Consider the following 25,866-nt stretch of genomic DNA (forward strand, 5'->3'; position numbering starts at 1 on the left):
CATGACAAAAGACGCGAAAAACCTGATCGTCGGTCTCGACATCGGCACCTCCAAGGTGGTGGCCGTGGTGGCGGAGGTGATGAGCGATGGACGCCACGAAGTGATCGGGCTGGGTCAGCACGAATCGAGGGGCCTGAAAAAAGGCGTGGTGGTCAACATCGAAGCGACCGTCGAATCGATCCAGCGCGCGCTGGAAGAAGCCGAGCTCATGGCCGACTGCAAGATCCGCAATGTGTACGCGGGCATTGCTGGCAGTCATATCCGCAGCTTCAATTCGAGCGGCATGGTGGCCATCAAGGAAAAGGAAGTAACGGCCACCGACGTAGCGCGCGTCATCGAAACGGCAAAGGCGGTTAACATTCCGACTGATCAGCAATTGCTGCACACCGTGCCGCAGGAGTTCATTGTCGACAGCCAGGAAGATGTGCGCGAGCCGATCGGCATGAGCGGCATCCGTCTCGAAGTCAAAGTCCATATCGTGACCGGCGCCGTGTCTGCGGTGCAAAACATCGTCAAGTGCGTGCGTCGTTGCGGGCTGGAAGTTTCGGACCTGATTTTGCAACCGATGGCCTCGGCCGACGCGGTGCTGACCACCGATGAAAAAGAACTGGGCGTGGTGCTGATCGACATCGGCGGCGGCACCACCGACGTGGCGGTGTTCTCCGACGGCGCGATCCGCCACACGGCGGTGATCCCGATCGCAGGCGACCAGATCACCAACGACATCGCCATGGCGCTGCGCACGCCCACGGCGGAAGCGGAGGAGATCAAGATCCGCTTCGGCGTGGCCAAGCAGGTGCTGGCCGATCCGGGCGAAACGCTGGAAGTGCCTGGGCTGGGCGACCGTGGTCCGCGCACGCTGTCGCGCCAGGCGCTGGCAGCCGTGATCGAGCCGCGCGTGGAAGAGCTGTTTGCGATGGTGCACCAGGTGGTGCGCGAGTCGGGTTACGAAGGCGTGCTGTCGTCGGGCATCGTCCTCACCGGCGGCACGGCCATCATGCCGGGCATGGTGGAGATGGCGGAAGACATCTTCCTGCGCCCTGCGCGCCTGGGTACGCCCGACTACCGGGGCCAGCTGGCCGACGTGGTGCGCAGCCCGCGCTACGCCACGGTGCTGGGCCTGCTGCTGGAAGCGAAAAAGCAGTACCTGCGCGGGCACATCGTCACGCGCCAGGATGGTTCGGTGAAGGCGGTATGGCAGCGCATGAAGGAGTGGTTCCTCGGGAACTTTTAAGCAGGGCAGTACAGGATATGTAGCACAAAGCAGAACGAACGCAGTATGCAGTTGAACAAAACTGAACGAAAACGTAAGCATCTAAATTATTTAAATTAATCCGCAGTTTTCAATCTCCAGTTCTCCTATTACTATGAGGACTGGCGCTTGGAAACGGCAAACTGATAGGGAGCACATCATGGAGTTCGATATGGTCGATAACGCAGCTTTGGGCACCGTCATCAAGGTGGTCGGTGTCGGCGGAGCAGGTGGCAATGCGGTTCAACACATGATCAACAAGGGCATGTCCGGCGTGGAGTTCATCGCCGCCAATACCGATGCGCAGGCGCTGGCCACCTCGCGTGCGGACAACATCATCCAGATCGGCGAGACCGGCCTGGGCGCCGGCATGAAGCCGGAAGTCGGCCGCAAGCTGGCCGAAGATTCGCGCGCGCGCATCGAAGACGCGCTGCGTGGCGCGCACATGGTCTTCATCGCTGCCGGCATGGGCGGCGGTACCGGTACCGGCGCCGCACCGATCGTGGCCGAAGTGGCCAAGTCTCTGGGCGCGCTGACCGTGGCTGTCGTCTCCAAGCCGTTCTCGCACGAAGGCCAGAAGTGCATGGACATCGCCGACGAAGGCCTGGAGCAGCTGTCGGCCAATGTCGACTCGCTGATCGTGATCCTCAACGAAAAACTCGAAGAGATCTACGAAGACGAATCGCTGATCGAGTGGCTGCAACACGCCGACGATGTGCTGAACAACGCGGTAGCCGGTATCGCCGAGATCATCAACGTGCCGGGCCACATCAACGTCGACTTCAACGACGTCAAAACCATCATGGGCGAGCAGGGCAAGGCCATGATGGGCACCGCGACCGCCTCGGGCGTGGACCGCGCGCGCATCGCCGCCGAACAGGCCGTGGCCTCGCCGCTGCTCGACGGTGTCGACCTGTCGGGCGCCCGCGGCGTGCTGGTCAATGTGACCGCCAGCCGTGGCCTGAAAGGTAAGGAGATCAAGGAAGTCATGGCCGCCGTGCGCGCCTTCGCCGCACCGGATGCATCGATCGCCCAGGGTATCGCCTACGACGACTCGATGGGCGACGAGATCCGCGTGACCGTGGTTGCCACCGGCCTCGGCAAGACCAAGAAGCACGTGCAACTGGTGCCGCAGCAAATGCTGCGCACCGGCACCCACAACAGCCCGATGATGCCATCGGCTGGCATGGGCGGCGCGGCGGTCAATGTGTCGATGGGCGCGACCGGCGTGATGGGTTCCGGCGCGGCCGGTTTCGACGGCATGAAGGCGCCAGCCGTATGGCGCCGCGAGTCGGCCTCGGAACAAGTGCGCGCGATGGAAAAGAATGGCATGGAGACCTATGACATCCCGGCCTTCCTGCGCAAGCAAGCCGATTAAGAGCGCGTAACAAAACCTCCATGGCTTCGTTGCAGCGCCTCGCCGTACATGCGTACTGTCTTCGTCGCTGCGCCTTGCCCTGAAGGTTATGTTAAGCGCTCTAGGCCTTGGTTGAACCGTCGCCTGCACGATCGCGGCGGTTCAGGCATACTGGCTGTTGCTAGCCGTGAAGAGCCGCGCGCGTCGCGGCTTTTTTTCGTTCCAACATTTTATAAAGGAGTCACCATGACCATCAAGATCGGCGATCAACTGCCGGAAGGCACCCTGGCCGAATTCATCGAAACCGAAACCGAAGGCTGCGCACTGGGCCCGAACGTGTTCAACGTGCAGGACCTGGTCAAGGGCAAGAAGATCGCCATCTTCGGCCTGCCGGGCGCCTACACGCCGACCTGCTCGGCACAGCACGTACCAGGTTACGTCCAGCACGCGGACGAACTTAAAGCCAAGGGCGTCGATGAAATCTGGTGCATCTCGGTCAACGACGCGTTCGTGATGGGCGCCTGGGGCCGCGACCAGAAAGCCACCGGCATCGTCCGCATGATGGCCGACGGTAACGCCGCCTACAGCAAGGCGCTGGGCCTGGACGCCGACTTCAGCAAGCACGGCATGGGTACCCGCTCGCAGCGCTACTCGCTGCTGGTGGAAGACGGCAAAGTCACCCAGCTGAATATCGAGCAGGGCGGCAAGTTCGAAGTGTCGAATGCGGAGACGTTGCTGGGCCAGGTGTAACCGGCTTCAGTTCGCAGCAATGACAAACGGCGCCGAGGCGCCGTTTTTTTTGGATAATCCGGACGTATATATTCTGACGATGAACTCTCCACGCAATGTCGCAATCCTAGTTTTTGACGGTATTCAAGTACTCGATGTCACTAGTCCCGCCTCTGTTTTTATCGCTATCCAATGACGCCGCAGCGCACGGCGCATACCTGACTATATCTGCTGTCCTTAGATCGCAGACCCATTGCCACAAATGGCGTATTGATGATACCACTGTCCAGCCTTGCCCCGGCGCGGTCGATACTCTGCTGTTCTCCCCGTTGCAACATGAAGTGGCGCTGCATGCTTGCGAAGACTTAGTAATACGGAAATGGCCACGCCATTGCGGCTTTATTGATTTTTGCAGTTCACCAAAGCGTTCCAAGGGTGCTTCGACGTGTACTCGGCGATGTTCCTGTAGTGATGCCGCCGACATCTATGCTGTAAGTTCGGCCACGATCTGACGAAGAATACGGCGAGGTTTACATTATTTATTAGACGAGATGTCAAATCATTTAGTGAAAAAATTCGCGATTATGAGACTATATTAAGATTTATGATAGTCTCAAATTTGTTGACAATTTTAGATGCGGTATTTACCATATGAAATAATTTCATAATTGGAGAAAATTGTGGTTGATCCCCTCACACTTAATATTGCTGGAGTGGCAACAAAAGAGGTTTTAGCTGTCTTAGTGAAGCCAGTGATAAATGCTGCATTTAAGGGGATCTCTTCTGTAACAGATCAGGTGAAAGGGATTTTCATAAATCAATTTGTTGATTATATTGATCGACAGTTGGAAAGGCACTCTTTTTTAAATACTCTTGTTTTTCAAAATCAGATCCCGTTGGAAGATTTATATATCCCTCTTACAGTAATTAGAACAGCTTCTGAGGTCGAGGATAGTGGAATATTCATTAATAAATTTCATATGAACTTCATCCCTGAGTGCAAGAGGGTACTCATAACGGATACCGCAGGAATGGGGAAGAGTACTTTGATGAGATATTTATTAGTGCAATGTATTAGGTCGAATTTTGCTGTACCTGTCTTTATAGAGTTACGTCATCTTTCTCAAACTCGAACAATTTTAGATTTGTTGCAGGGTGAGCTCAATTATGAGCAACTGGATGGAACAAAGAAGTTCACTGCGTCTAACATAGCCGAAATTTTGAAGAACGGTGAGTTGGTATTCTTTTTTGATGGATATGATGAAATTCCGTTTAAAGACAGAGAAGCAGTCACCAAAGATGTAAAAAATTTTGTCGAAACGTATCCAAGAAATTGCTATGCTTTGACATCGAGGGCCGAGAGCGGATTAGCGGCTTTTCCGTCTTTTACACAATTTAGGATTCGACCTTTAAAAAAATCTGAATCGTTTGCTCTAATAAAAAAATACGATAAAGATGGAACTCGTTCAGAGAAATTAATCGCTAGGCTTAAAGGAAAAGAGCTGCGCGCAGTGCATGAGTTTTTGGAAAACCCTTTACTAACAACACTCCTCTACCGTTGTTTCGAGTACAAGCAGAATGTACCAGAGAAAAAGCATATATTTTATCGACAGGTGTTTGATGCATTGTTTGACTGGCATGATTCAAGTAAAGATGGCTATAATACAAGAGAAAAAAAGTCAAAGCTAGATCTCGATAGTTTCCACCGTGTTCTAAGAGTAATGGGATTTATTTCTACTTTAAATGGTGAAATTGAGGGGGATAAAGATAAAATCCTAGAATGGATAAGAGAAGCTAAATCCGTATGTGTGGGATTAAATTTTTCTGAAAGTGATTTTTTAGAAGATCTTACACGTGCTGTGCCAGTATTTTCACGAGATGGTGTATTTTATAAATGGTCACATAAATCGCTTGCCGAGTATTTTGCGGCTCAGTATATTTGCACTGAAGGAAAAATACAGCAGGGTGAGGTTTTTAAGCATATATTTAATGAAAACATTCTAGATAAGTTTTACAACTTAATAGATCAAGTTTATGATTTGGATCAGCCCGCTTTTAGAAAATATTTTTCTTTACCTTTTGCCACAGCTGCGATGCAATATAGAAATGTAACGTATAAGGGGTTGCCTCCTTCCATCTCTGCTGATGAAATAGAATTGAGGAAATCTAGCGCATTTGCTGGGCGAGTGGTAATTGCGAAAGGAGCGTTTCCTACTGATGAGGAAATTACAGAGGATCACAGTGGAAAGAGAGAGGTATATAATTTTAAAATATCCCTGTCTTACGTAAAATTACCAAATCTGAAGGATCCACTTGTTGTAATCAGACTCTTTGATAATATGTGTATCATTGGTGATATTTTATTTTCAAAGAAAGATCCTCTTGTTTTAGATAAATCAAAGTGTTTTCCTGATGATAAAATGAGACCTATAAAGGGTTTAGGCAAAAAAAAGTCTGCTTTGCAAGTTAACGACAATAATAATAGTGTCTTGAACTTGCCCGGGAACTTTGAGGCTGTAACACGAGTTTTATTACGAAGCCCTATGGGTTTAAATGTTGATTTTGAAGCTTGTAAATATTTTTGTGATAATTTTTCGGATGAGCAATCGCGAACGCATTTCACCAAAAATCTTCTTTCGAAGATAACTAATGATGTTAAGTCTGAAAATAAAGATGTTATTGAATTAAAGTAAATATTTAAATTTCAATAGCCTGATAATTAATAACACTATGATATATCGGATCATGTATTTTTAAGATAATTTTTCTAAATTAATTTTAAAAAATAATAAAAAAATTTAATATTAAATTTATCTTAGCTTGTTTAAATTTTATGATGTTGATTTTTTTTGCATGGTCACCAGCTGGTTGTAAAAATTAAGCTGAAAAACTGCAGGCCGGACGGATAAAGGTCGAGTTCGCTCAGCATGGTCAGCGCGCTGCCGCTCATCGGTGTCACCAGCACAAACCAAAGGTATAGCGTGTCGATGTCTTCTTGTTTGGTGCGTTGGGCGAGGTCCTCGCCGTGCGAAAGCAGTAGTAGGCGCTCCTTTGATGGGAAGAGCGATGATGGCTATGGTTTCGCTTATGGTGGTATCTCCAGTTAATTGGAGCAGCATGGGTGGGCGGCGCGCAGCCCGGTTTGGGGGAGGGGCGAAGTCGTGGATGTGTAGGCTGTGGCGCCGGGAAAAATTCAGGCAATGCCTCTGCAGATTTGGATTATGTCGAGCAGTACCTGCGGGGCGTTACAGGCTCTGTAGCGAACAGTGTTAACGTATTGCTGTGCCACGGCAACGCGTAGTCTGGACGCGTTTACGACCATGCCTGATGCAGGCAGTTGCGGAAGACGTCACTCAGCGCCGGCACCATGTCACCGCGCTGGTGCGGCGCTGGTTTGATCGATTCCAGTCGCGCCAGTTCGCTTTCGACAAACGCGTTGATGCTGGCAATGGCGGGCGCCAGACCCAGTTCCGGCGCCGCACGCTTTTGCACCAGCAGGGCATCGATGTCGGCCAGCAGTTGCGGCTGGTCGGCGACCAGGTGCAGCAGTTTTTCAAACTCGATCGGCGCAGCTGTACCGTAACGCTCGAGCCAGCGCACGGCCAGCAACGGGCGCAGCACGTAAAAGTATTTTTTCAGCGGCACCAGGTCGCTTTGCAGATAGCCGCGATAATTGGTCTTGGCCATGCTGCGGTAGTGGTAAATGCCGGTCTCGCCCGAGTACACGTCCGGCAGCAGCGCGCGCGCCGCCGCAGCAAACGGACCGTGTTCGGCATAGATGATCGGCGACTGTATCCATTCGACAAACGCCGGGTTGGAACGCGCGAACAGGCGCAGCGCCTTGCGCAAGTCCCAACCGTTGAGATCGATATCATCGACAATCGGATATTCGATCACGTCGCGCTGCTCCTCCAGCCCGACCGACAGGTACCAGTCTTGCGGATGGACATAAATAAAACGCGCATCGTAGTCGCTGTTGGGCGAGGCAAAGCCCCAGGCGCGGCTGCCGGATTCGACCGCCAGCAGGATGCGCACGCCATGCTCGGCTTCGGCACGGCGCATGCGGCTCAGTATTTCTTCACGGATGTCAGTTGGAATCATTCCGCAACTATATCGCAGCCGGGCCGCCTTGGTTAGTGCTGCCGAGAGCGTTAATATGCGGTTTGAGGCGACATCAACCTCCGGGCGGGTAGTCGTTAATTTCGCTACCACCAGCCATTCTGCCGCAGCACGATTTTTTTGTAGTAATCGATGTTGGCGCGGATGCCGAAAAGAGCGGCTGCTGCGCCGGTCGCAATCCCATTGCCAGCATCGGGCATCGCCAGAGCGGCCATGAACAACTCCAGTAATAAAAAGGCGATGGATAACGCTACCGACAGGGAGATCGCCTTTCTCCACATCCCTTTCGCAATGTAATAAAACGCGCCGAAAAACAGCGCCCACCAGTTCATCAGCTTGAAGCGTTCACTGACTGGCAGGGTTTTCACACCGGGCAGCGACGGGCCGCCCGCTTTGTCGATCAGTGCAAACCTGGCGCGCCACGCTGGCGACAGGTCAGCAGCGGACTGCTGTTCACCGGTGCGCGGGATAGGCGTACCGCATGTCCCGCATGCGGGCTTGACGACATTGATACCGGAACCGCACTGCTGGCACGTATCCATATTTCCTCCGATTCACGTTGGAAGGCCATGATTCCAGCGAATCGAGGGAGGGGTGTTGACGGATGGCAACTCATCGCAATGACGCCTTGAACAGGGTCGAATCGATGGTGAACGAGTCATCGTCCTGCACCGCGAAATACTCGCGCGTCTCCGCCGGCGCGTTGCGTAGCAGGCTGCGGATCGCGGTCACGCGTTCGGCTGGCGTGCGCATGCGTGCGGTCCATTCGTCGAATTGCATGTGCAGTTTCCAGTCGCTCACGCGCTTGCACGCGAAGCCTGCCTCATCGAGCATGCGCAGCCATTCCGAGGCGCGGTAGTCGCGCACGTGCGAGCCGTCGCGCAGCAATTCCACTGCCTGCAAGGTGGTGTCGTGCAAAGGTGATTCGGGCGCCGTGATGTCGATGACGACCAACACGCCGCCGGGCTTCAGTACGCGGTTGACTTCGCGCAGCGCGGCCGGCACGTCGAGCCAGTGGTGGGCGGAAAAACGCGTCATCACCATGCAGAATGACGCGTCGGCAAACGGCAGGCTGGCCACGTTGCCTTGCTGCGTGACGATCTGCGCCAGGCCCCGTTCGCGTGCGGCGCCGGCCACCACGGCCAGCATTTCCGGCGCCAGGTCGAACGCCGTGACCGACTCGGCCACCGGCGCCACCGCGAAGCTGGCGTGGCCGGCGCCGCAGCCGAGATCGAGCACGACGGGGAGCTTGGCGCTGCCGGTCAAGCCGGCGGCGATGTCGCGCAATGCGGTCAGGTCGGCGCCTTGCGCGTGGACCGCGCTGGTCAAATAGGCGCTGGCGGTGTTGCCGAACTGCTGGGCGACGAGGGCTGGCTGCTGCATGAGATTTTCTCCAAAAAAGGTGGCGGCCAGGGCAGAATAGGTGGATTCCTATCCTGTAACAAGACAAGGATTTATCCTGGTATAAGGAACTACCATGCAACATAATCTCGGCGACTTCATCCGCGCCCACCGCGAGCGCATCACGCCCGAACAGGCGGGTTTGCCGGCGGGCGGCCGCCGCCGCACGCCCGGCCTGCGGCGCGAGGAACTGGCACAGCTGTGCGACGTCAGCCCTACCTGGCTGACCTGGCTCGAGCAGGGCAGGGATGTGTCCGCGTCGAGCAACCTGCTGGCGCGCCTGGCCGACGTGCTGCAACTGAGCGCAGCCGAGCGCGGTTATCTGTTCAGCCTGGCCGATAGAATTGACCCGCAAGCAAGCGCCACGCACGAAGAAGCGCAGCCATTGCAGGCGATGGTGGACGCGATCAACGCCCCGGCCTATGTGCTCGATCGCCAGTGGGATGCGCTGGCCTGGAACGCCGACGCGCTGGCGCTGTTCGGCGGCTGGCTCGATGTCGAGGCCAATGCGCCGCTGCGTCCGAACCTGCTGCGCTTCATGTTCCGCAGCGCTGCCGCGCGCGGCCTGATCGTCGACTGGGACGACCGCGCCAGCCGCCTGGTGGCCGAGTTCCGCGCCGACATCGGCAAGCACGCGGGTCTGCCCGCCGTCGCCGGCCTGATCGCCGAGCTGTCGCAAGGCAGTGCCGAGTTCCAGGCTCTCTGGACCTTGCAGGACGTGGTAGCCCGCGACGGCGGCCTGCGCCGCTTCCAGCATCCTGCGATGGGGGAGCTGGCCTTGACGCAGGTGACTATGCATCTGGCCAAGCGGCATGATCTGAAGCTGGTGATGTTGCTGCCATAACGGCAGCCATTATTCACACTCAGGTAAATAAAGAATTGCACGAAAATAGCATTTTCATGTAATTCTTTGTGTATATTGACTTCAGTCGACAAGCGAATATTCGGGAAACTAACAAAGACTTGTACGAAACAGTTGTTTTTACTATTCTTTTTATTATGCCTAAGATACCTATCGCCCTACAGCAACTCCCGCCCGCCACGCTGTCGGCACTTGAGCGCCTGGGGGCGGACCTGGCAGTCGCAAGACTGCGCCGCAAAGAGTCACTGGTGTCATGGGCGTCCCGGCTGGGCGTGTCCGTGCCCACACTGATGCGGCTGGAGGCCGGCGAGCCTGGCGTTGGCATGGGAATTTATGCTACAGCCCTGTGGTTGATCGGCCGCGACGGTGCACTTGCGGAGCTGGCCTCTCCTGACAAGGATCGTGGAGCACTGGAACTCGACGTCAGAAAAGCGGTAGCGCTCGGCAAAGCCCGCGCCCAGGCGTCTGCACAAACGCGCCAGAAACGCAAGGAAGCCAAGGAGGCTTAGGTGGCAACCCATCAGCTTGTTTCTAACGAGCTTTATCTCTGGTTTATTGAAGAGCCCGACAACCCCCGTCTCGTCGGTACCTTGAACCTGGTGACCGCGGGCAAGGGCGTCTCGTTGACCTATGCGCCCACATGGTTGGCATCGGGTTTTCCGTTGAGCGAAGACCTGCCATTGGTCGATATCGAACATTTGCCACGCACCAAGGAGGTTGCTGCGGGCGCCGTCGATGATGCCCGGCCGGACCGCTGGGGTGAGCGGGTTATCCGATTCATCGACAAGCCTGCCCGGTCGTCATTAATGGAGTTCCTGTACTACGCCGGTGACGACCGCTTTGGCGCGTTGGGTGTTTCCACTTCCCAAGACGCATACTTGCCCCGCATCGTCGGGCCGCTACCTCGGCTCGAGAGCGCGCAAAAGCTCAGCGAGATTATCGCGAAAATCAGCGGCAAAGAACCGATCACCGAGCTGGAAGGGCGCATGGCCGCATCAGGCGGCAGCTTCGGCGGCGCCAAGCCAAAGGCGCTGATCGAAATTGGGGGAGAGCAGTGGGTCATTAAATTCTTCAACAACGAACCGGTGGACGTTCCTCTGATCGAGCACGCCACCATGACGCTTTGCGGCAAAGCCGGCATTACCGTGGCCGAGACCCGGCTGGTGCCCCTCGCCGGGGAAAACGCCATCGCGGTGCGACGATTCGACCGCAAGGGCGCACAGCGTGTCCACTGTATCTCGGCAGGCACTGCCCTGCGTGCGCTGGTCACCGCAACCCAGGAACCTGACCTGAGCTACCCGAACCTGGCGCAACTACTGCGCCGATCCGGCAGGACTGCGAATGGCGAAAACAGGCGCGAAATGGCTGAGTTATTTCGGCGCATGGTGTTCAATATCCTTATCGATAATACCGACGATCATGAAAAGAACCATACGCTCTTGGTTATCCCCGAACCTGCCGGGAAGGGCGCGTCCGCCAGGGTACGCCGGCTCGCGCTGGCGCCTGCCTACGACGTGCTTCCCACAAATTCCGGACAGGGGCACCAGGAGCTCGGTGTTGGCGCAGACGGCCGTGACTCGACGCTCGTGAATGCGATGTCTCAGCACGCCTTATTCGGCCTGACCGCGCGCGAGGCCTGCGCCGAGGTGGCAAAGGTTATTCTCGTCGTGGATGGATGGAAAGAGCACTTCCAGGCATATGGTGTGTCCGTTGCCGACATCGAAGAGCTCGCCCAACGCATCGATGGCGAGGCGCTGCTGTCCCAGCGGCGAGGCTTCCGAACCGACGCCTATGCGGATACGCCACCCAGGGCACGCCGCTCACCATTGAGGGAGTAGGCAAACCTCGCCCACCAGCACACCCATTGTCAACTTGCTATAATCATGGCCGACCGCGCATGATCCAACTCGCGCCGTCCTGGCTCCGGACGTCGCCATGATGACGTTCCCAGTGGCCCTCTCCGGGCCAGCGTAGCAAGGAGCTTCCCCTGACTTCCGCTTTCACTTCCACGATCTCCCGCAAGGAAAACCTGCACAGCATCTACGCCATGCTGACTGCCGTGATGATGTTTTCGTTCATGGACACCACCATGAAACTGTTATCGGCCACGTATCCCGCCACCCAGGTGACCGCCTTGCGCGCCTTGAGTTCGCTGCCGCTGCTGTGTGTGTACATCTGGTATCGCGGGGCGTTTCGCGGCATTCTCAAGGTGCGCTGGGGCATGCACGTTTTCCGCGCGTTGCTCGGCATCGGCATGCTCACCACGTTTGCGTATGGCCTCAAGGCGCTGTCGCTGGCCGAGGCGTATTCGATCTTCTTTATCGCACCTGCGCTCATCACCATGCTGTCGGTGTTCGTGCTCAAGGAGCGCGTGGTGGCCGGCCAGTGGGTGGCCATCGTGGTTGGGCTGGTTGGCGTGCTGGTGGTGCTGCGCCCCGAAGGCAGCGGCTTCCTTACCTTGGGCGGGCTGGCGATCCTGGCGGCGGCCGCGTGCTACGCGGTGTCGGCCATTACGGCGCGGCTGCTCGCGCGCACCGACAGTACCGAGTCGATGATGTTCTGGCTGCTGACCCTGATGGCGATCGGCGGCGTGGCGCTGGCCTGGCCGGTGTGGGTGCCGGTGCGCGCGGCCGACGGCTGGGTGCTGCTGGCGCTGGCGCTGTCGGGCTTTTTCGGCCAGCTGGCGATTACCAAGGCCTTTAGTACCGGCAAGGCGTCGATCGTGGCGCCGTTCGAGTACACGGCGCTGGCCTGGGGCGTGGCGATCGACTGGTTGTTGTGGCAGGCGCTGCCGGATGGCTACACCTTGCTGGGAGCGGGTATCATCATTGCCAGCGGTATCTACCTGGTGCGGCGCGAGTCCGTTCACAAGGAGTCGGAACATCCGTAGCCTTAGCCAACCCCGGCCGGACAACTTGGATATAATCAGCCCATGTTAAAACAACGCACCATCAAAGAACTGGTCCGCACCACCGGCGTGGGCCTGCATTCCGGACGCAAGGTCGAGCTGACCCTGCGCCCGGCCGAACCCGATACCGGCATCGTGTTCCGTCGCGTCGATCTCTCGCCCATGGTCGAGTTCCCGTCGAGCGCGATGGCGGTCGGCGATACGCGCATGGCGTCGGTGCTGGTCAAGGACGGCGCCCGCGTCTCCACGGTCGAGCATTTGATGTCGGCCTGCGCCGGCCTCGGCATCGACAACCTGTACATCGAAGTGAGCGCCGAGGAAATTCCGATCATGGACGGCTCGGCCTCCTCGTTCGTATTTCTTTTGCAACAAGCGGGCGTGCTGGAGCAGCCGGCCGCCAAGAAATTCATCCGCGTATTAAAACCGGTGGAAATCCGTGAAGGCACGGGTGACCGCGAAAAATGGGCGCGCCTGGTGCCGCATGACGGTTTCAAGCTCGATTTCTTCATCGAGTTCAACCATCCGGCCGTCGATGGCACGCAGCAGCGCGCCGTGGTCGATTTCGGCGACGTCTCGTACGTGCACGACGTGGCGCGGGCCCGTACCTTCGGCTTCATGCAGGACGTGGAAATGTTGCGCGGCATCGGCCTGGCGCGTGGCGGTTCGCTGGAAAACGCCATCGTGATGGACGAGTACCGCATCTTGAATTCGGACGGGCTGCGCTACGACGACGAGTTCGTGCGCCACAAGATTCTGGACGCCATCGGCGACTTGTACCTGGTAGGCCATCCGCTGATCGCCGGTTACGAGGCGCACAAGTCTGGGCATGCGCTGAACAACCAGTTGTTGCTGGAATTGCTCAAGCATCCCGATGCGTATGAAATCGTGACGTTCGACAAGGTTGAGGCCGCTCCGCAGTCGTACGCCCGCCAAATGGCCAGCGAGTGGACGCAAATTTAGCGGCGATCTAGACGCGTCAGACCTCGCGGCGGCGTGCCACCATCGCCTTCAAGGCCGCGATCAGCGTGGCATTCTGCGGCGACTGCTCGAGGTTGTTGCCGAGGTCGTCGAACGCGGTGACCGCCGCTTCCGACAGCGACAGCGAGCGCATCTGTTCCTTGATTTCGGCCGCTTTGGTCATCTGCACCTTCAGGCGCGTGGCGCTCACTTGCCAGCCGCGCTTGGCCAGGGTTTCCTGCAATTTCGGAATTTGCTGTTTGAGCTTGGCTGCCAGCGCTGCGTTCGGCACGGACAGGGTCAGCTGGCCATCCTCAAAAGCGAGGATGTCGCAGTAGCGGAACATGGTCGGCAGCGCCGCAGCGCAGTCTTTTTGTAGCGCGGCCATGCGCTCGATGGCCGGCAGCAGGGCGGCCATCTTGTCGTCGCGGCGCAGAAAGTCGGTGGCGACCACGGCGGTGCGGCGCTTGATTGTCAGGTTGGAGGAATTGAATCGCATGGCGCGAACATATCACAACGGCGCCCCGCACGTCAGTCGCCGGCTAATCTGTCACCACCGGGTAAAATAGATTGGTTTGGTGACATTGTTCACCTATCCGCTATTGTTATCCAGACCATAGACCCAATGTACCCCCGGACGCGTGATAAAATCATCGTCTTTTGCCATAGTCGAACTCCGTGCGGTCTAGCGTTTTTCACCTACAGAGCTTTTTTAACGGCGTTTTTTCAAGAATTCAAGCATGTCATTACTGACCAAGATTTTTGGCAGCCGCAACCAGCGGCTGCTCAAGCAATACCAAAAAACGGTACGCGAGATCAATGCCCTCGAGCCGGCCATGGAAAAACTGTCGGATGCCGAGCTGCAAGCCAAGACGCCCGAGTTCAAGGACCGGGTCGCCAAGGGCGAGTCGCTCGATGCCCTGTTGCCCGAAGCGTTCGCGGTCTGCCGCGAGGCCAGCAAGCGCGTGTTCAAGATGCGCCACTTCGACGTGCAAATGCTCGGCGGTATGGTTCTGCACCATGGCAAGATCGCTGAAATGGGCACCGGCGAGGGCAAAACCCTGACCGGCACCCTGCCTGCCTACCTGAACGCGCTGTCCGGCAAGGGCGTGCACATCGTCACGGTCAATGATTACCTGGCCCAGCGCGATGCCGAGACCATGGCCAAGCTGTACAGCTGGCTTGGCCTCACCACCGGCATCAACCTGTCGCAGATGGACCACGGCACCAAGCAGCTGGCCTACCGTTCGGACATCACCTACGGCACCAACAACGAATTCGGCTTCGACTATCTGCGCGACAACATGGTGTTCGACGCCAAGGACCGCGTCCAGCGCGAACTGAACTTCGGCATCGTCGATGAAGTCGACTCGATCCTGATCGATGAAGCACGTACCCCTTTGATCATCTCGGGCCAGGCGGAAAATCATACCGACCTGTACTACAAGATCAACGAAGTGCCGCAGCACCTGACCCTGCAAATCGGCGAAGAAACGTCCGACGGCAAGGGCAAGATCGAAGTGCCGGGCGACTACACCAAGGATGAGAAATCGCACCAGGTGCTGCTCACCGAAGCCGGTCACGAGAAGGCCGAAGCCATCCTCACGCAGATGGGCCTGCTGGCCGAAGGCGCGTCGCTGTACGACTCCGCCAACATCACGCTGGTACACCACCTGTACGCCGCGCTGCGCGCACACGCGCTGTACCACAAGGATCAGCAGTACGTGGTGCAGAACGATGAAGTCGTCATCGTCGATGAATTCACCGGCCGCCTGATGACCGGCCGCCGCTGGTCCGACGGCCTGCACCAGGCGGTGGAAGCCAAAGAAGGCGTCAAGATCCAGAACGAGAACCAGACCCTGGCCTCGATCACGTTCCAGAACTACTTCCGCATGTACGCCAAGCTGTCCGGCATGACCGGTACCGCCGATACCGAAGCGTACGAATTCCAGGAAATCTACGGTCTCGAGACCGTGGTAGTGCCGCCGAACCGCCCATCGGCCCGCAAGGACCGCCAGGACCAGGTGTACAAGTCGGCGCAGGAAAAGTACAACGCCATGATGCTGGAAATCCGCGAGTGCTACGACCGCAACCAGCCAGTGCTGGTCGGTACCACTTCGATCGAGAATTCCGAACTGCTGTCGAGCATCCTGACCAAGGCCGGCCTGCCGCACAACGTCCTGAACGCCAAGCAGCACGCCCGCGAAGCGGAGATCATCGCCCAGGCCGGTAGCCCCAAGGCCATCACCATCGCCACCAACATGGCCGGTCGCGGTACCGACATCGTGTTGGGCGGTAACGTGGAAAAGCAGATCCAGTTCATCGAAGCCAATCCCGACCTGTCCGACGCCGACAAGGCCAAGCAGGCCAAGGCACTGCGCGACGGCTGGCAGGCGCTGCACGAAGAAGTGGTGGCCGCCGGCGGCTTGCACATCATCGGCACCGAACGCCACGAATCGCGCCGCGTGGACAATCAATTGCGCGGCCGTGCAGCACGTCAGGGCGATCCCGGCATGTCGCGCTTCTTCCTGTCGCTTGACGATCCGCTGCTGCGCATCTTCGCGGGCGACCGCATGCGCGCCGTGATGGACCGCCTGAAAATGCCGGAAGGCGAACCGATCGAAGCGGGCATCGTCTCGCGCTCGATCGAATCGGCCCAGCGCAAGGTGGAAGCGCGCAACTTCGACATCCGCAAGCAATTGCTGGAATACGACGACGTCGCCAACGACCAGCGCAAGGTGATCTACCAGCAGCGTAACGAGCTGCTCGAAGCCACCGACACCAAGGAACTGATCGATTCGCTGCGCCACGGCGCCTTCACCGACCTGGTACGCGAATACGTGCCGGCCGAATCGGTCGAAGAGCAGTGGAATATCGCGGGCCTGGAAGCGTCGCTGGCGTCCGAATGGCAAATCGACCTGCCGCTCGCGCACATGCTCGAGACCGAAAAAGACATCAACGACGACGACATCCTGGAACGCGTGCTGGCTGCTGCCGATGCCCAGTACGAAGCGAAGATCGCCATTGTCGGCCGCGAATCGTTTGCCGGCTTCGAACGCAACGTCATGCTGCAAAGCGTGGACAGCCACTGGCGCGAGCACCTTGCCGCACTCGACCACCTGCGCCAGGGTATCCACCTGCGCGGCTACGCGCAAAAGAATCCGAAGCAGGAGTACAAGCGCGAAGCGTTCGAGCTGTTCGGCCAGATGCTGGACATGATCAAGAACGAAGTGGTCAAGCTGATCATGACCGTGCGCATCCAGTCGCGCGACGAGATCGAACTGGCCGAAGCCGAGATGCAGAAGTCGCACGTGGAAAACGTCAGCTACCAGCACGCCGACTTCGACCCGAACGCGGCGCCGGAAGACCTGCTGGCGCCAGCGCCGGCCTCGGCCAACAACTACGCGGGCCTGCCGCCGGAACTGCAAAACCTCACGGGCGAGCAGCTGATGGAAATGGGCCTGAAAGTCGGCCGCAACGACCCCTGCCCATGTGGCAGCGGCAAGAAGTACAAGGCTTGCCACGGCAAGCTGGCGTAATAAACTTCGATTGAAAAACCGCCATGATCGCACGCGATGATGGCGGTTTTTTTACGCGTGTTGCTAGTAGGTGACAAAGTGTCGCATGGCGTCAATTTGTCGCCGATTAATCAACTTGTGTTATATTGGTTGGATCGTCTGTCATCGTCAACTCACCGAAGGATATTTCATGAGCGCACTACTTGAGAAAGAGCGGATTACTGCCCGGATCTCCACTGCGGTCGCGGAAGTATTGAACTCTGCAGCCGAGTTAACCGGTACTACCTTGAATGGTTTTGTAGTGCAGGCAGCGCTGGAAAAAGCACAGAAGATTGTGGATCGAGAAAAACGCATCACCATTTCTCGGGATGATGCCGCCATGTTGCTCAACCTGCTCGATAGCCCGCCGCAACCCAATGCAGCGATGCAGCGGGGCTTCAAGCGATTCATGGAAGAGAAATATGGCGATCGTAAAGATTGAGGCGCTCGGTAAAGCGCATGATGTAGCCAATTTCGACTGCGGCAATACAGACCTTAATCATTGGTTGAGGACCACGGCGCGCCAGCATCAAAAAAATAATACCTCTAAAACATTTGTGCTCATCGAGGAAGAGAGCCCGACAGTGGTTCAAGGCTTCGTGACCATGGCCATCCGGGATGTCACGCCCAAGGATGATTTGCCAGTTGCGATGGCAAAAAAGTTACCTGTGAACGTGGCGGGATATACGCTGGCGAGGCTGGCGGTATCGGCCAACGCGCAACAGCGCGGCTACGGTGAGCGCCTGTTGTTCGAAGCGATGGAGCGGGTGTGCCAGGCTTCGCGGCTGGTTGGCGGCTTTGCCATGTTCGTCGACGCCAAAGACGGCGCCGTCGACTTCTACAAGAAATACGGCTTCATACAGCTTCCCAACGATCCGGACATCCTGGTATTGCCGATCGCGTCGATGCCTGAATTTCCGAACGGGTAACTCTTACTGCCTGGAACAGGGCGGCCACCGTGACCCACAGTGACCGCCACTACTTCATCTTACGGCAACGTCAAAATCACCTTCACCGTATCATCGACGGCAGACTTCTCGATATAGCCGATCGCCTTCGGATCGGCTGCCACGGCCTTTTTCACTTCGGCGGCGCTGGCGTATTCCTTCGGTGCGGTAGCCTTGCCGGTAAACACCAGCTTCGACCACAAGGCTTTGACTTGTGCCGTATCCTTGTCCGCCACCTTCTTGTAGAACTCGGCGCGCACGGCCGAGCTTTCCGGCAAGTCCACCGGTGTGAACAGGTTCGACTTACCAAGGAAGAACTGTGAAGCCTGCTCCGAGAACATGCGGGTGGCCGGGTTCTTCTGGCTGACGATCACGACCACTTCGGCCGAGGCCGGCAGTGCGACGGCGCCCAGCGCGGCCACCAGTGCTGCAGCAATAATATTGTTGTTCATAGGTGCTCCCGGATCAGAATACGAAGTCGAGGCCGACTGCGACCACGTTGATGTCTTTGGTGGTGCCGGCGGCCGGTGCGTGGATCAGGTAGCCCGACTTGGCTTTCGGTGTCACGTGGTCCAGCTGCACCTTGAGGGCCATCGATTTGGCGAAGTCCCAGCGCACGCCCACCAGGCTGGTGCTCTGTTCCTGCGCACCCATCAGGCCGGTGACGGCGCCGCGCAATGCGGCTGGCGCGGCGGCAAACGCGGCCGGCACGGTGACCGAACTGCCGTGACCTTCCACCTTCGAGTGTGCAACGTAGGGCACGAACTTGCCGATGCGGTAGCCGGCCATCGCGTACCAGGCGTTGGTGTCGGCCAGGTACACCGGTTCCTTGGCGCGGCGCTGGGCGTATTCGGCTTGCAGCAGGATGTTGTTCCAGTCCATGGTCATGCCGATCGAGGTGAACGCGATCTTCTTGCCGTCCTTGAAATTCAGGTCGGAAGCCAGCTTGCCGAAGCCCACGGCCGTCAGAGTGTTGCTCAAGGTGTTGAGCGAGCCGATGTCGTTGATTTCCATCTCGGCGCGGGCGTGCGCGGCGCGCACGATGAACGGGCCGTATTCGCCGCTGATGCTGATGCCGGCGTCCGGCGCGCGGTAGGTGGCCACCGAGCCGCTGCCCGACGACACGTAGATCTTGCCGCGTGAAACGCCGACAAAGGCCTGGGCCGTGAAGTTGAGGTCGCCAAAGTTGGTCTGGTAATTGATGTCGGCGCCGTCCGAGTTTTCAATCGGGTTCTGCGCGTACAGCTCGATTGGCGGGCGCATCATGGTGTTGGCGTAGCCCACGTTCTGGTAGTCCGAGATCAGGAAGGTCGGCACGACCACGCGGCCCACGCGCACGCTCACTTCGTCGTTGATCTTCGCTTTCAGGAAGCCCCAGGTGACTTCGGTGCCGAAGTTGCCTTCCGGGCCCTTGCGGCTCAGTACTTGCACCGTGCCCGAAAGCCAGTCGTTCATCTTGTAGGTCGCTTGCAGGCCGAGGTTGGTGTCGAGGCTGATGCGCGGGCTGTCGCCCACGCCCTTGGCCTGGTTGTAACGCGCGAACTCGGCAGTATCGGAATTGCCTTTGGCAACGCCAACGGTGCCGAAACCGCTGATGCTGAGGTTGCCGTCGTCGAGGGCGCCGGCGTGGGCCTGCATCGTGGCCATGGCGGCCAGGATCGCTGCTACTAATAGTTGCTTTTTCATGAGGTGCTCGTCCTTGCTGAGGGTTGTCTTGTACTACGTTGTCTGGGGCGATGCGGGGATGGGGCATTCGTTGCTCAACTTAAACTAAATTGCCCTGCGGCATGAAAATAAATGCAAAAAAGTGGACGATCGTTCTATATTCCGTCGTTTTTATGCAAAAGACCTGCAAAATCAATAAGTTGTATGACATCGTGTCAGTAATCGTGCAGGCATGTTTAACATTTATGCCACGACTGAAAGTCATCGCTCACGCACCGCGCCGTTTTGCCGGTCAGGCATTACAATATCGGCTTCCCTGCCACCTACGAGATCACTGAATATGGCCGTCAATTCCCCTCTGCCCGTCGCTGCCGACCTGAAACCCGTTGCCGGTATCGAGATCGGCTTCGCTCAAGCCGGCATCAAAAAGCCCAACCGCAAGGACGTGCTGGTGATGAAGCTGGCGCCTACCGCCACCGTTGCCGGCGTGTTCACCCTCAACCGTTTCTGCGCCGCGCCGGTGCAGATCGCCAAGGCCCACCTGGCAGCCGCCAGGGAAACCGGCAAGCCGGTCGTTGCACTGCTGGTCAACACCGGCAACGCCAACGCCGGTACCGGCGAACTGGGCCTGTCGCTGGCCAACGAAACCTGCGCCGCGCTGGCGGCCCAACTCGGCTGCGACGCGGCGCAGATCCTGCCGTTCTCCACCGGCGTGATCCTCGAACCTTTGCCGGCGGCCAAGGTGATCGCCGGCCTGCCGCAAGCGGTGGCCGGCCTGCAAGCCGATAACTGGTTCAATGCGGCCGAAGCCATCATGACCACCGACACCCAGCCCAAGGCCGGTTCGCGCACGGTCACCATCGCCGGCCACACGGTCACCATGAGCGGCATCTCCAAGGGCGCCGGCATGATCAAGCCGAACATGGCTACCATGCTCGGCTACCTGGCGTTCGACGCCAGGGTGGCGCAGCCGGTGCTGGACGTGCTGGTCAAGCAGGTGGCCGACCAGACCTTCAATTGCATCACCATCGACGGCGATACTTCGACCAACGATTCCTTCATGCTGATCGCCACCGGCGCCGGCAGCCTGGTGATCGATTCGGTCGAGTCGCCTGAATACCGCGAGCTGGCTGCCGCCGTCACCGAGCTGTCGCTGTTCCTGGCGCAGGCCATCGTGCGCGACGGCGAAGGCGCCACCAAGTTCATCACCATTACCGTGGAAGACGCGGCCAGCGTGGCCGAGGCGCGCAAGATCGCCTATTCGATCGGCCACTCGCCGCTGGTGAAAACGGCGTTCTTCGCGTCCGACCCGAACCTGGGCCGCATCCTGGCCGCGATCGGCTATGCCGGCGTCGATGATCTCGACGTCAGCAAGCTCAACCTGTACCTTGACGACGTGTGGGTAGCCAAGAACGGCGGCCGCAATCCCGACTACCAGGAAGCCGATGGCCAGCGCGTGATGCAGCAGAGCGAAATCCTGGTGCGCGTGAAACTGGCGCGCGGCGACCAGGCCGCTACCGTGTACACCTGCGACCTGTCGCACGACTACGTGAGCATCAACGCCGACTACCGTTCGTGATGACCACGCTCGAACAATTCCTGGCCCGTGCCGAGGCCGTGCTGGCGCGGGTGGAAGCGGTGCTGCCACCGGCGCCGCCAGTACCGGACTGGACGCGCGGCTATGCGTTCCGCTGGCGCCAGCGCAGCGGCGGCATGGGTGGTGCCAGCTACCTGCAGGCGGTGGCGCACGTGTCCGATATTGCGCTGGACGACTTGCAGCACATCGGCCCGCAAAAGCAGCAGATCGAGCGGAACACGCGCCAGTTCGTGGCCGGCCGCCCGGCCAACAACGTGCTGCTGACCGGCGCCCGTGGCACCGGCAAGTCGTCGCTGATCAAGGCGTGCCTGAACCAGTTCGCCAAGGATGGCCTGCGCCTGATCGAGGTGGACAAGGCGGACCTGGCCGAGCTGCCCGATATCGTCGATCTCGTGGCCGGCCGGCCCGAGCGCTTCATCATCTTTTGCGACGACCTGTCGTTCGAAGAAGGCGAGAGCGGCTACAAGGCGCTCAAGGTGGCGCTCGACGGCAGCATCTCGGCGCAGTCCGACAACGTGCTGATCTACGCCACCTCGAACCGCCGCCACCTGCTGCCCGAGCGCATGTCCGACAACATGAGCTATAAACACGGCGACGATGGCGACCTGCATCCGGGCGAGACGGTCGAGGAAAAAATCTCGCTGTCCGAGCGGTTCGGGCTGTGGCTGACGTTTTATCCGTTCAAGCAGGACGATTACCTGGAAATCGTCAACCACTGGCTCGCTACACTCGGCTGCACCGGGACGCAGATTGCCGACGCCCGTGGCGACGCGCTGCGCTGGGCCTTGCAACGCGGCTCGCGTTCGGGCCGTGTGGCGTGGCAGTTCGCCAAGGATTACGCGGGGCGGCTGGCATGAGCGATGCAGCAATCAAGCCGATCGACGTCGCCGTGGGCATCCTGATGCAGTCGAACGGCGACGTGCTGCTGGGCCAGCGCCCGGCCGGCAAACCGTACGACGGCTACTGGGAATTCCCGGGCGGTAAAGTCGATCCCGGCGAAACCATCCTCGAAGCCCTGAAACGCGAGTTTGTCGAGGAGCTGGGCTTGACCATCAACAGCGCCGAGGAGTGGTGCGGCGTCGAGCACGTGTATCCGCACGCGCACGTGCGCCTGCATTTCTTCATCAGCCGCGACTGGCACGGTGAGCCGCAAAGCCTGGAGGGACAGGCGTTCGCATGGCAGGGCACGGTAGGCGTGGAGCCGCTGCTGCCGGCCACCATTCCGCTGATCGAGTGGCTCGACCAGCTGCGCTTTGGTGGTAACCTCGGCCGCTAAAATATTTTTGCATCGCACTGCATCCAAACGCAGTGCCGGCGGGTAGTACAGGTATCGGCGCACAACCATGCGCCGCCACCTCACAACGACTTCAGGAGCCCGCCATGAAAACCCTCGCCATTACGTCCGCCATTGCCGCTGCTGTCATGCTTTCGGCCTGCGCCAGCTCACCGAGCATGCCCAGCTTCAATCAACAAGCGCTGCCCGCCACCGTGCAGGTACCGGCCGGCCACAAGGTCGCCATGGAAACCGTGGGCGCCGGCGACATCACCTACGAATGCAAACTGAAGAAAGACAGCGCCGACCAGTTCGAATGGACCTTCATCGGCCCCGATGCGCAGCTGACCGACCGCGGCGGCATGAACGTCGGTAAATACTTCGGTCCACCGGCCACCTGGCAGAGCAACGACGGCTCGAAAGTGACCGCCACCCAGCTCGCGGTCGCACCGGCGGGCGCCGGCAATATCCCGTCGCAACTGGTCAAGGCCAACCCGGCCATGGGCAACGGCGCCATGATGGGTGTGAAGTACATACAGCGCGTGGCCACCAGGGGTGGCGTGGCGCCGGCCGGCATGTGCGGCGCGGGCAACGCGGGCGCCAAAGAGAAGGTGCAGTACCAGGCCGACTACATCTTCTGGAAAGCCGCCTGATAGCAATGAACCGAAGCGGGCGGGCGCGCAGCCCTCGGCTATAATCAGCCGCAGCAGCGCTCCGCCCACCTCACCTCAGAATGCCGATGCCACCAACCGCCGACGGATTCGATTACGACGCTGCGCTGCACGCCTGTGCGCTTGGCGACCAGCAGGCGCTGCACCGCCTGTACCAGCAGGACGGCCGCCATTTGCTGGGCGTGGCGCTGCGCATCGTGCGCCGGCGCGACCTGGCCGAGGACGTGCTGCACGACGCCTTTGTCAGCATCTGGCAAAAAGCGGCCAGCTTCGATGCCGGTCGTGGCGCCGGGCGCGGCTGGATCTTCAGCGTGGTGCGGCACCAGGCACTGAACGCGCTGCGCTCGCGTGAACGCGACGTCTATACCGACGACAACGACGCGCTCGACGCCCTGCAGGAAGCGCAGGACGGGCAGGGCGACACGGTCGCCGAGCAGTTCGAGCTGCAAGCGAATATGGGACGCCTGAATGACTGCCTCGGCCACCTCGACAGCGCCAAGCGCAACAGCATCGTCTGCGCCTATGTCGATGGGTGCAGCCACAGTGAAATCGCGGCGCGGCTGAACGCGCCGCTGGGCACGGTCAAAGCCTGGCTCAAGCGCGGCCTGGCCGCTTTGCGGGAGTGCATGGCATGACGGAATCTATCGAAACATTAAGGGAGCTCGCTGGCGAGTACGTGCTGGGCACCTTGCCGCTGGCCGCGCGCCAGGACATCGAACGCCGGCTGGCCCTGGAGCCATTGCTGCGCGCCGAAGTGGCCGCGTGGGAACAGCGCCTGCTGCCGCTGACCGCGCTGGCAGAGCCAACTGAACCGTCGCCGGAACTGTGGCCTAAAATCAGCAACAGCGTCGCCGGCAGCCGCGCCACGGCTGCGGCGGACCAGTCTGCCAATAAGCTGGCAAGCAGTCTGACACCGTCGGCCGTGACAGCCGCCGGTGGCTGGCGCCGCTGGTGGGACGACTTGCGCCTGTGGCGTGCGCTTAGTGGCGGGGCCGTGTTTGCCACGCTGGTGCTGGCCGTGCTGCTCACGCGCCAACCGTCGAGCGAGGCGCTGCAACCGGCGTACATGGTGGTGCTGGTGGCGCCGCAGGAGCGTACTGCCGGCTACGTGGTCCAGGCCAGCCTGAACCGCAAGCTGACGCTGACGCCGCTGCACGGTGTGTCCGTGCCGGGTAACAAGTCGCTGCAATTCTGGACCAAGGGAACGGACTGGAAAGCCCCGGTATCGCTGGGGCTGGTGCGACCGAATCAATCGGTCAAGCTGACCCTCGATCAACTGCCGCAGGTGCAGCAGGATCAGCTGTTTGAAATCACGCTGGAACCGGAAGCGGGTTCGCCGACCGGCAAGCCGACCGGGCCGATCCTGTATATCGGCAGGGCGGTCAAGGTAGCGATGTAGGGGGAACCGGGGAACGGCAGTGTAACGGTCGGCGGCAGCATCGATCACCAGCCGGTGAGCCGTCATTCCCGCGCGGGCGGGAATCGAGTTTTTCGCAAGTTACAGCGGCATTTGCAGCGCGCTGACTCCGCTTACTCTTCCTCGTGCGGATCTTTTGGTGGCGCGGCCGGAATCGCGTACTTCTCCTCGGCCCAGGCGCCGAGATCGATCTGCTTGCAGCGCTCCGAGCAGAACGGGCGATACTTGTTTTCAGGCTTCCATTCCACTTTGGCGGAACAGGTCGGGCAGGAGACTACGGTAACCATATTATTTGATCAGAAGTTGCAGAGAGTAAGCTCGAATGGTACCTGATCTTCCAGCGGCTTGGGTTTCAGGTCGCCGCCCTGGGTGGTGAACCGGACCCACAACATATACTTGTTGGCGGAAATTTCGGGGATCGCGCCCGAGGTTTCGTCGAGCGACAGGCGCAGCATCTGGTACACCTTGCCTTGCAACATTTGCTGGTAGCTGCCGGCCACGGCAATCATTTTGACCGGCACGCCCGAATCGCGCAGCAGGCGCAACACCAGGCCCAGCGCATCGAACAGCGGCGCCAGCGGCGTGAACCAGGTAACGATGTCGCTATAGCGCTGCTCGGCCGGACGCTGCTGCCAGGCGTAGTACGACGGCATGTCGAAGTCGCAGGCGCCGCCCGGAATGATGGTGCGGCCACGGATGCTCATCAGCCACTCGTTGTCGCGCACGTTCTGGCCGGTCTTGCCTTGCGCGGCGACCAGGGCGCTGCTGACACTGTCCACTTCGGCCAGGATGGCGTCGAGCATTTCGGGCTGGACGTTGGGATTGAGGCGATAGCCGAGCAGGGTCTGGCGCTGGCGTTCGAGTTCTTGCAGCAGATCGGATTTGAGGTCGGCGCGGCCGGCCACTTCGAGCATGTCGAAAATGGTGGACAGGGCGACGTGGTGCTGCATCGGGTCGGGCTGATGCACAAAGAACTGGAATTTCTCGTACAGATCCTCCAAGCGCAACAAGGTGCGGATGCGTTCGTTGAAAGGATATTCGTAGACGATCAAAATAACATCCCTCTATAGGTGGACCTGCAGACAATGCACGTGATTTTGAAGCAAGCCAAGCAAAATTACAAATATTGCGACAGCATAGTGCGCGATTCCTGC

The 25,866-nt window shown here is 58.9% G+C and carries 26 protein-coding genes; 18 read left to right on the top strand and 8 right to left on the bottom strand.

Annotation, left to right across the window (positions count from 1 at the left end; genetic code table 11):
- Position 1 precedes the first annotated feature (1 nt).
- The 4 genes from ftsA to F8197_RS23055 all read left to right on the top strand — a co-directional run bounded on the left by ftsA (position 2) and on the right by F8197_RS23055 (position 6,031).
- Complete coding sequence (ftsA, locus tag F8197_RS23040) at positions 2 to 1,234, top strand: cell division protein FtsA (protein ID WP_152883884.1); 1,233 nt, start codon at positions 2 to 4, stop codon at positions 1,232 to 1,234.
- A 178-nt stretch (positions 1,235 to 1,412) separates the two neighbouring features.
- Complete coding sequence (ftsZ, locus tag F8197_RS23045; RefSeq protein WP_019921437.1) at positions 1,413 to 2,630, top strand: cell division protein FtsZ; 1,218 nt, start codon at positions 1,413 to 1,415, stop codon at positions 2,628 to 2,630.
- A gap of 225 nt (positions 2,631 to 2,855) precedes the next feature.
- On the top strand, positions 2,856 to 3,359 hold the full coding sequence (locus F8197_RS23050) for a peroxiredoxin (RefSeq protein ID WP_152883886.1): 504 nt from the start codon (positions 2,856 to 2,858) through the stop codon (positions 3,357 to 3,359).
- A 659-nt stretch (positions 3,360 to 4,018) separates the two neighbouring features.
- Complete coding sequence (locus F8197_RS23055; RefSeq protein WP_152883887.1) at positions 4,019 to 6,031, top strand: NACHT domain-containing protein; 2,013 nt, start codon at positions 4,019 to 4,021, stop codon at positions 6,029 to 6,031.
- Between the two features lie 619 nt (positions 6,032 to 6,650).
- Here the strand turns inward: F8197_RS23055 and F8197_RS23060 are convergent.
- From F8197_RS23060 to F8197_RS23070, 3 genes are all read right to left on the bottom strand, one after another.
- Positions 6,651 to 7,400: a nucleotidyltransferase domain-containing protein gene (locus F8197_RS23060; RefSeq protein ID WP_229214519.1), complete on the bottom strand. Its 750-nt coding sequence runs from the start codon at positions 7,398 to 7,400 to the stop codon at positions 6,651 to 6,653.
- 143 nt (positions 7,401 to 7,543) lie between these two features.
- The gene (locus F8197_RS23065) at positions 7,544 to 7,999 is read right to left on the bottom strand and encodes a DUF2628 domain-containing protein (protein WP_152883890.1); all 456 of its coding nucleotides are present in this window, start codon (positions 7,997 to 7,999) and stop codon (positions 7,544 to 7,546) included.
- A 70-nt stretch (positions 8,000 to 8,069) separates the two neighbouring features.
- A complete protein-coding gene (locus F8197_RS23070) occupies positions 8,070 to 8,840 on the bottom strand; it encodes a class I SAM-dependent methyltransferase (protein WP_152883892.1) in 771 nt (256 codons plus the stop codon).
- Between the two features lie 94 nt (positions 8,841 to 8,934).
- Between F8197_RS23070 and F8197_RS23075 the strand changes: the two genes are divergently transcribed.
- From F8197_RS23075 to lpxC, 5 genes are all read left to right on the top strand, one after another.
- On the top strand, positions 8,935 to 9,702 hold the full coding sequence (locus F8197_RS23075; protein WP_152883894.1) for a helix-turn-helix transcriptional regulator: 768 nt from the start codon (positions 8,935 to 8,937) through the stop codon (positions 9,700 to 9,702).
- Between the two features lie 68 nt (positions 9,703 to 9,770).
- Positions 9,771 to 10,229: an XRE family transcriptional regulator gene (locus F8197_RS23080; protein ID WP_373996954.1), complete on the top strand. Its 459-nt coding sequence runs from the start codon at positions 9,771 to 9,773 to the stop codon at positions 10,227 to 10,229.
- Positions 10,230 to 11,558: a type II toxin-antitoxin system HipA family toxin gene (locus F8197_RS29490; RefSeq protein WP_373996955.1), complete on the top strand. Its 1,329-nt coding sequence runs from the start codon at positions 10,230 to 10,232 to the stop codon at positions 11,556 to 11,558. It begins immediately after the preceding gene.
- A gap of 209 nt (positions 11,559 to 11,767) precedes the next feature.
- Complete coding sequence (locus tag F8197_RS23090) at positions 11,768 to 12,610, top strand: DMT family transporter (protein ID WP_152883895.1); 843 nt, start codon at positions 11,768 to 11,770, stop codon at positions 12,608 to 12,610.
- A 42-nt stretch (positions 12,611 to 12,652) separates the two neighbouring features.
- Positions 12,653 to 13,588, top strand: coding sequence for a UDP-3-O-acyl-N-acetylglucosamine deacetylase (gene lpxC / locus F8197_RS23095; protein ID WP_152883897.1), 936 nt, complete (start codon positions 12,653 to 12,655; stop codon positions 13,586 to 13,588).
- A 16-nt stretch (positions 13,589 to 13,604) separates the two neighbouring features.
- Here the strand turns inward: lpxC and F8197_RS23100 are convergent, their stop codons facing one another.
- Positions 13,605 to 14,084, bottom strand: a complete 480-nt coding sequence (locus F8197_RS23100; RefSeq protein WP_152883898.1) for a DciA family protein — start codon at positions 14,082 to 14,084, stop codon at positions 13,605 to 13,607.
- Between the two features lie 241 nt (positions 14,085 to 14,325).
- Here F8197_RS23100 and secA point away from each other — a divergent pair, with 241 nt between their 5' ends.
- From secA to F8197_RS23115, 3 genes are all read left to right on the top strand, one after another.
- Positions 14,326 to 17,124 (top strand): preprotein translocase subunit SecA, encoded by a 2,799-nt coding sequence (gene secA, locus F8197_RS23105; RefSeq protein ID WP_152883900.1) that lies wholly within the window; start codon positions 14,326 to 14,328, stop codon positions 17,122 to 17,124.
- A 169-nt stretch (positions 17,125 to 17,293) separates the two neighbouring features.
- On the top strand, positions 17,294 to 17,584 hold the full coding sequence (locus F8197_RS23110; RefSeq protein WP_082488538.1) for a DUF1778 domain-containing protein: 291 nt from the start codon (positions 17,294 to 17,296) through the stop codon (positions 17,582 to 17,584).
- Positions 17,565 to 18,071: a GNAT family N-acetyltransferase gene (locus tag F8197_RS23115; protein ID WP_193333543.1), complete on the top strand. Its 507-nt coding sequence runs from the start codon at positions 17,565 to 17,567 to the stop codon at positions 18,069 to 18,071. Before F8197_RS23110 ends, F8197_RS23115 begins: the two co-directional genes overlap by 20 nt.
- A 59-nt stretch (positions 18,072 to 18,130) precedes the next feature.
- On the opposite strand, the gene F8197_RS23120 is transcribed toward F8197_RS23115, so the two are convergent.
- Positions 18,131 to 18,541: a hypothetical protein gene (locus F8197_RS23120; RefSeq protein ID WP_152883903.1), complete on the bottom strand. Its 411-nt coding sequence runs from the start codon at positions 18,539 to 18,541 to the stop codon at positions 18,131 to 18,133.
- Between the two features lie 13 nt (positions 18,542 to 18,554).
- Positions 18,555 to 19,775 carry a porin gene (locus F8197_RS23125; RefSeq protein ID WP_152883905.1) on the bottom strand — a complete coding sequence of 407 codons (1,221 nt, stop codon included), beginning with the start codon at positions 19,773 to 19,775 and terminating at the stop codon, positions 18,555 to 18,557.
- Between the two features lie 319 nt (positions 19,776 to 20,094).
- Between F8197_RS23125 and argJ the strand changes: the two genes are divergently transcribed.
- From argJ to F8197_RS23155, 6 genes are all read left to right on the top strand, one after another.
- A complete protein-coding gene (gene argJ, locus F8197_RS23130) occupies positions 20,095 to 21,333 on the top strand; it encodes a bifunctional glutamate N-acetyltransferase/amino-acid acetyltransferase ArgJ (RefSeq protein WP_152883906.1) in 1,239 nt (412 codons plus the stop codon).
- The gene (locus tag F8197_RS23135; protein WP_152883908.1) at positions 21,333 to 22,208 is read left to right on the top strand and encodes an ATP-binding protein; all 876 of its coding nucleotides are present in this window, start codon (positions 21,333 to 21,335) and stop codon (positions 22,206 to 22,208) included. Before argJ ends, F8197_RS23135 begins: the two co-directional genes overlap by 1 nt.
- Positions 22,205 to 22,627, top strand: a complete 423-nt coding sequence (locus tag F8197_RS23140; protein ID WP_152883909.1) for an NUDIX domain-containing protein — start codon at positions 22,205 to 22,207, stop codon at positions 22,625 to 22,627. The genes F8197_RS23135 and F8197_RS23140 overlap by 4 nt, the downstream gene beginning before the upstream one ends.
- 104 nt (positions 22,628 to 22,731) lie before the next feature.
- Complete coding sequence (locus F8197_RS23145; protein WP_152883911.1) at positions 22,732 to 23,277, top strand: DUF3455 domain-containing protein; 546 nt, start codon at positions 22,732 to 22,734, stop codon at positions 23,275 to 23,277.
- An 86-nt stretch (positions 23,278 to 23,363) separates the two neighbouring features.
- Positions 23,364 to 23,930, top strand: a complete 567-nt coding sequence (locus F8197_RS23150; RefSeq protein ID WP_019921457.1) for a sigma-70 family RNA polymerase sigma factor — start codon at positions 23,364 to 23,366, stop codon at positions 23,928 to 23,930.
- The gene (locus F8197_RS23155) at positions 23,927 to 24,694 is read left to right on the top strand and encodes an anti-sigma factor domain-containing protein (RefSeq protein ID WP_152883913.1); all 768 of its coding nucleotides are present in this window, start codon (positions 23,927 to 23,929) and stop codon (positions 24,692 to 24,694) included. The genes F8197_RS23150 and F8197_RS23155 overlap by 4 nt, the downstream gene beginning before the upstream one ends.
- Before the next feature lie 131 nt (positions 24,695 to 24,825).
- Here the strand turns inward: F8197_RS23155 and F8197_RS23160 are convergent, their stop codons facing one another.
- Together F8197_RS23160 and zapD are read right to left on the bottom strand one after the other, a co-directional pair.
- The gene (locus F8197_RS23160) at positions 24,826 to 24,999 is read right to left on the bottom strand and encodes a DNA gyrase inhibitor YacG (protein ID WP_019921459.1); all 174 of its coding nucleotides are present in this window, start codon (positions 24,997 to 24,999) and stop codon (positions 24,826 to 24,828) included.
- A 9-nt stretch (positions 25,000 to 25,008) separates the two neighbouring features.
- Complete coding sequence (zapD, locus tag F8197_RS23165; RefSeq protein ID WP_056137603.1) at positions 25,009 to 25,764, bottom strand: cell division protein ZapD; 756 nt, start codon at positions 25,762 to 25,764, stop codon at positions 25,009 to 25,011.
- Positions 25,765 to 25,866 lie beyond the last annotated feature (102 nt).

The sequence above is a fragment of the Duganella sp. FT27W genome (assembly GCF_009295655.1).
In the GTDB taxonomy this organism is placed as follows: Bacteria; Pseudomonadota; Gammaproteobacteria; order Burkholderiales; family Burkholderiaceae_D; genus Rugamonas; species Rugamonas zoogloeoides.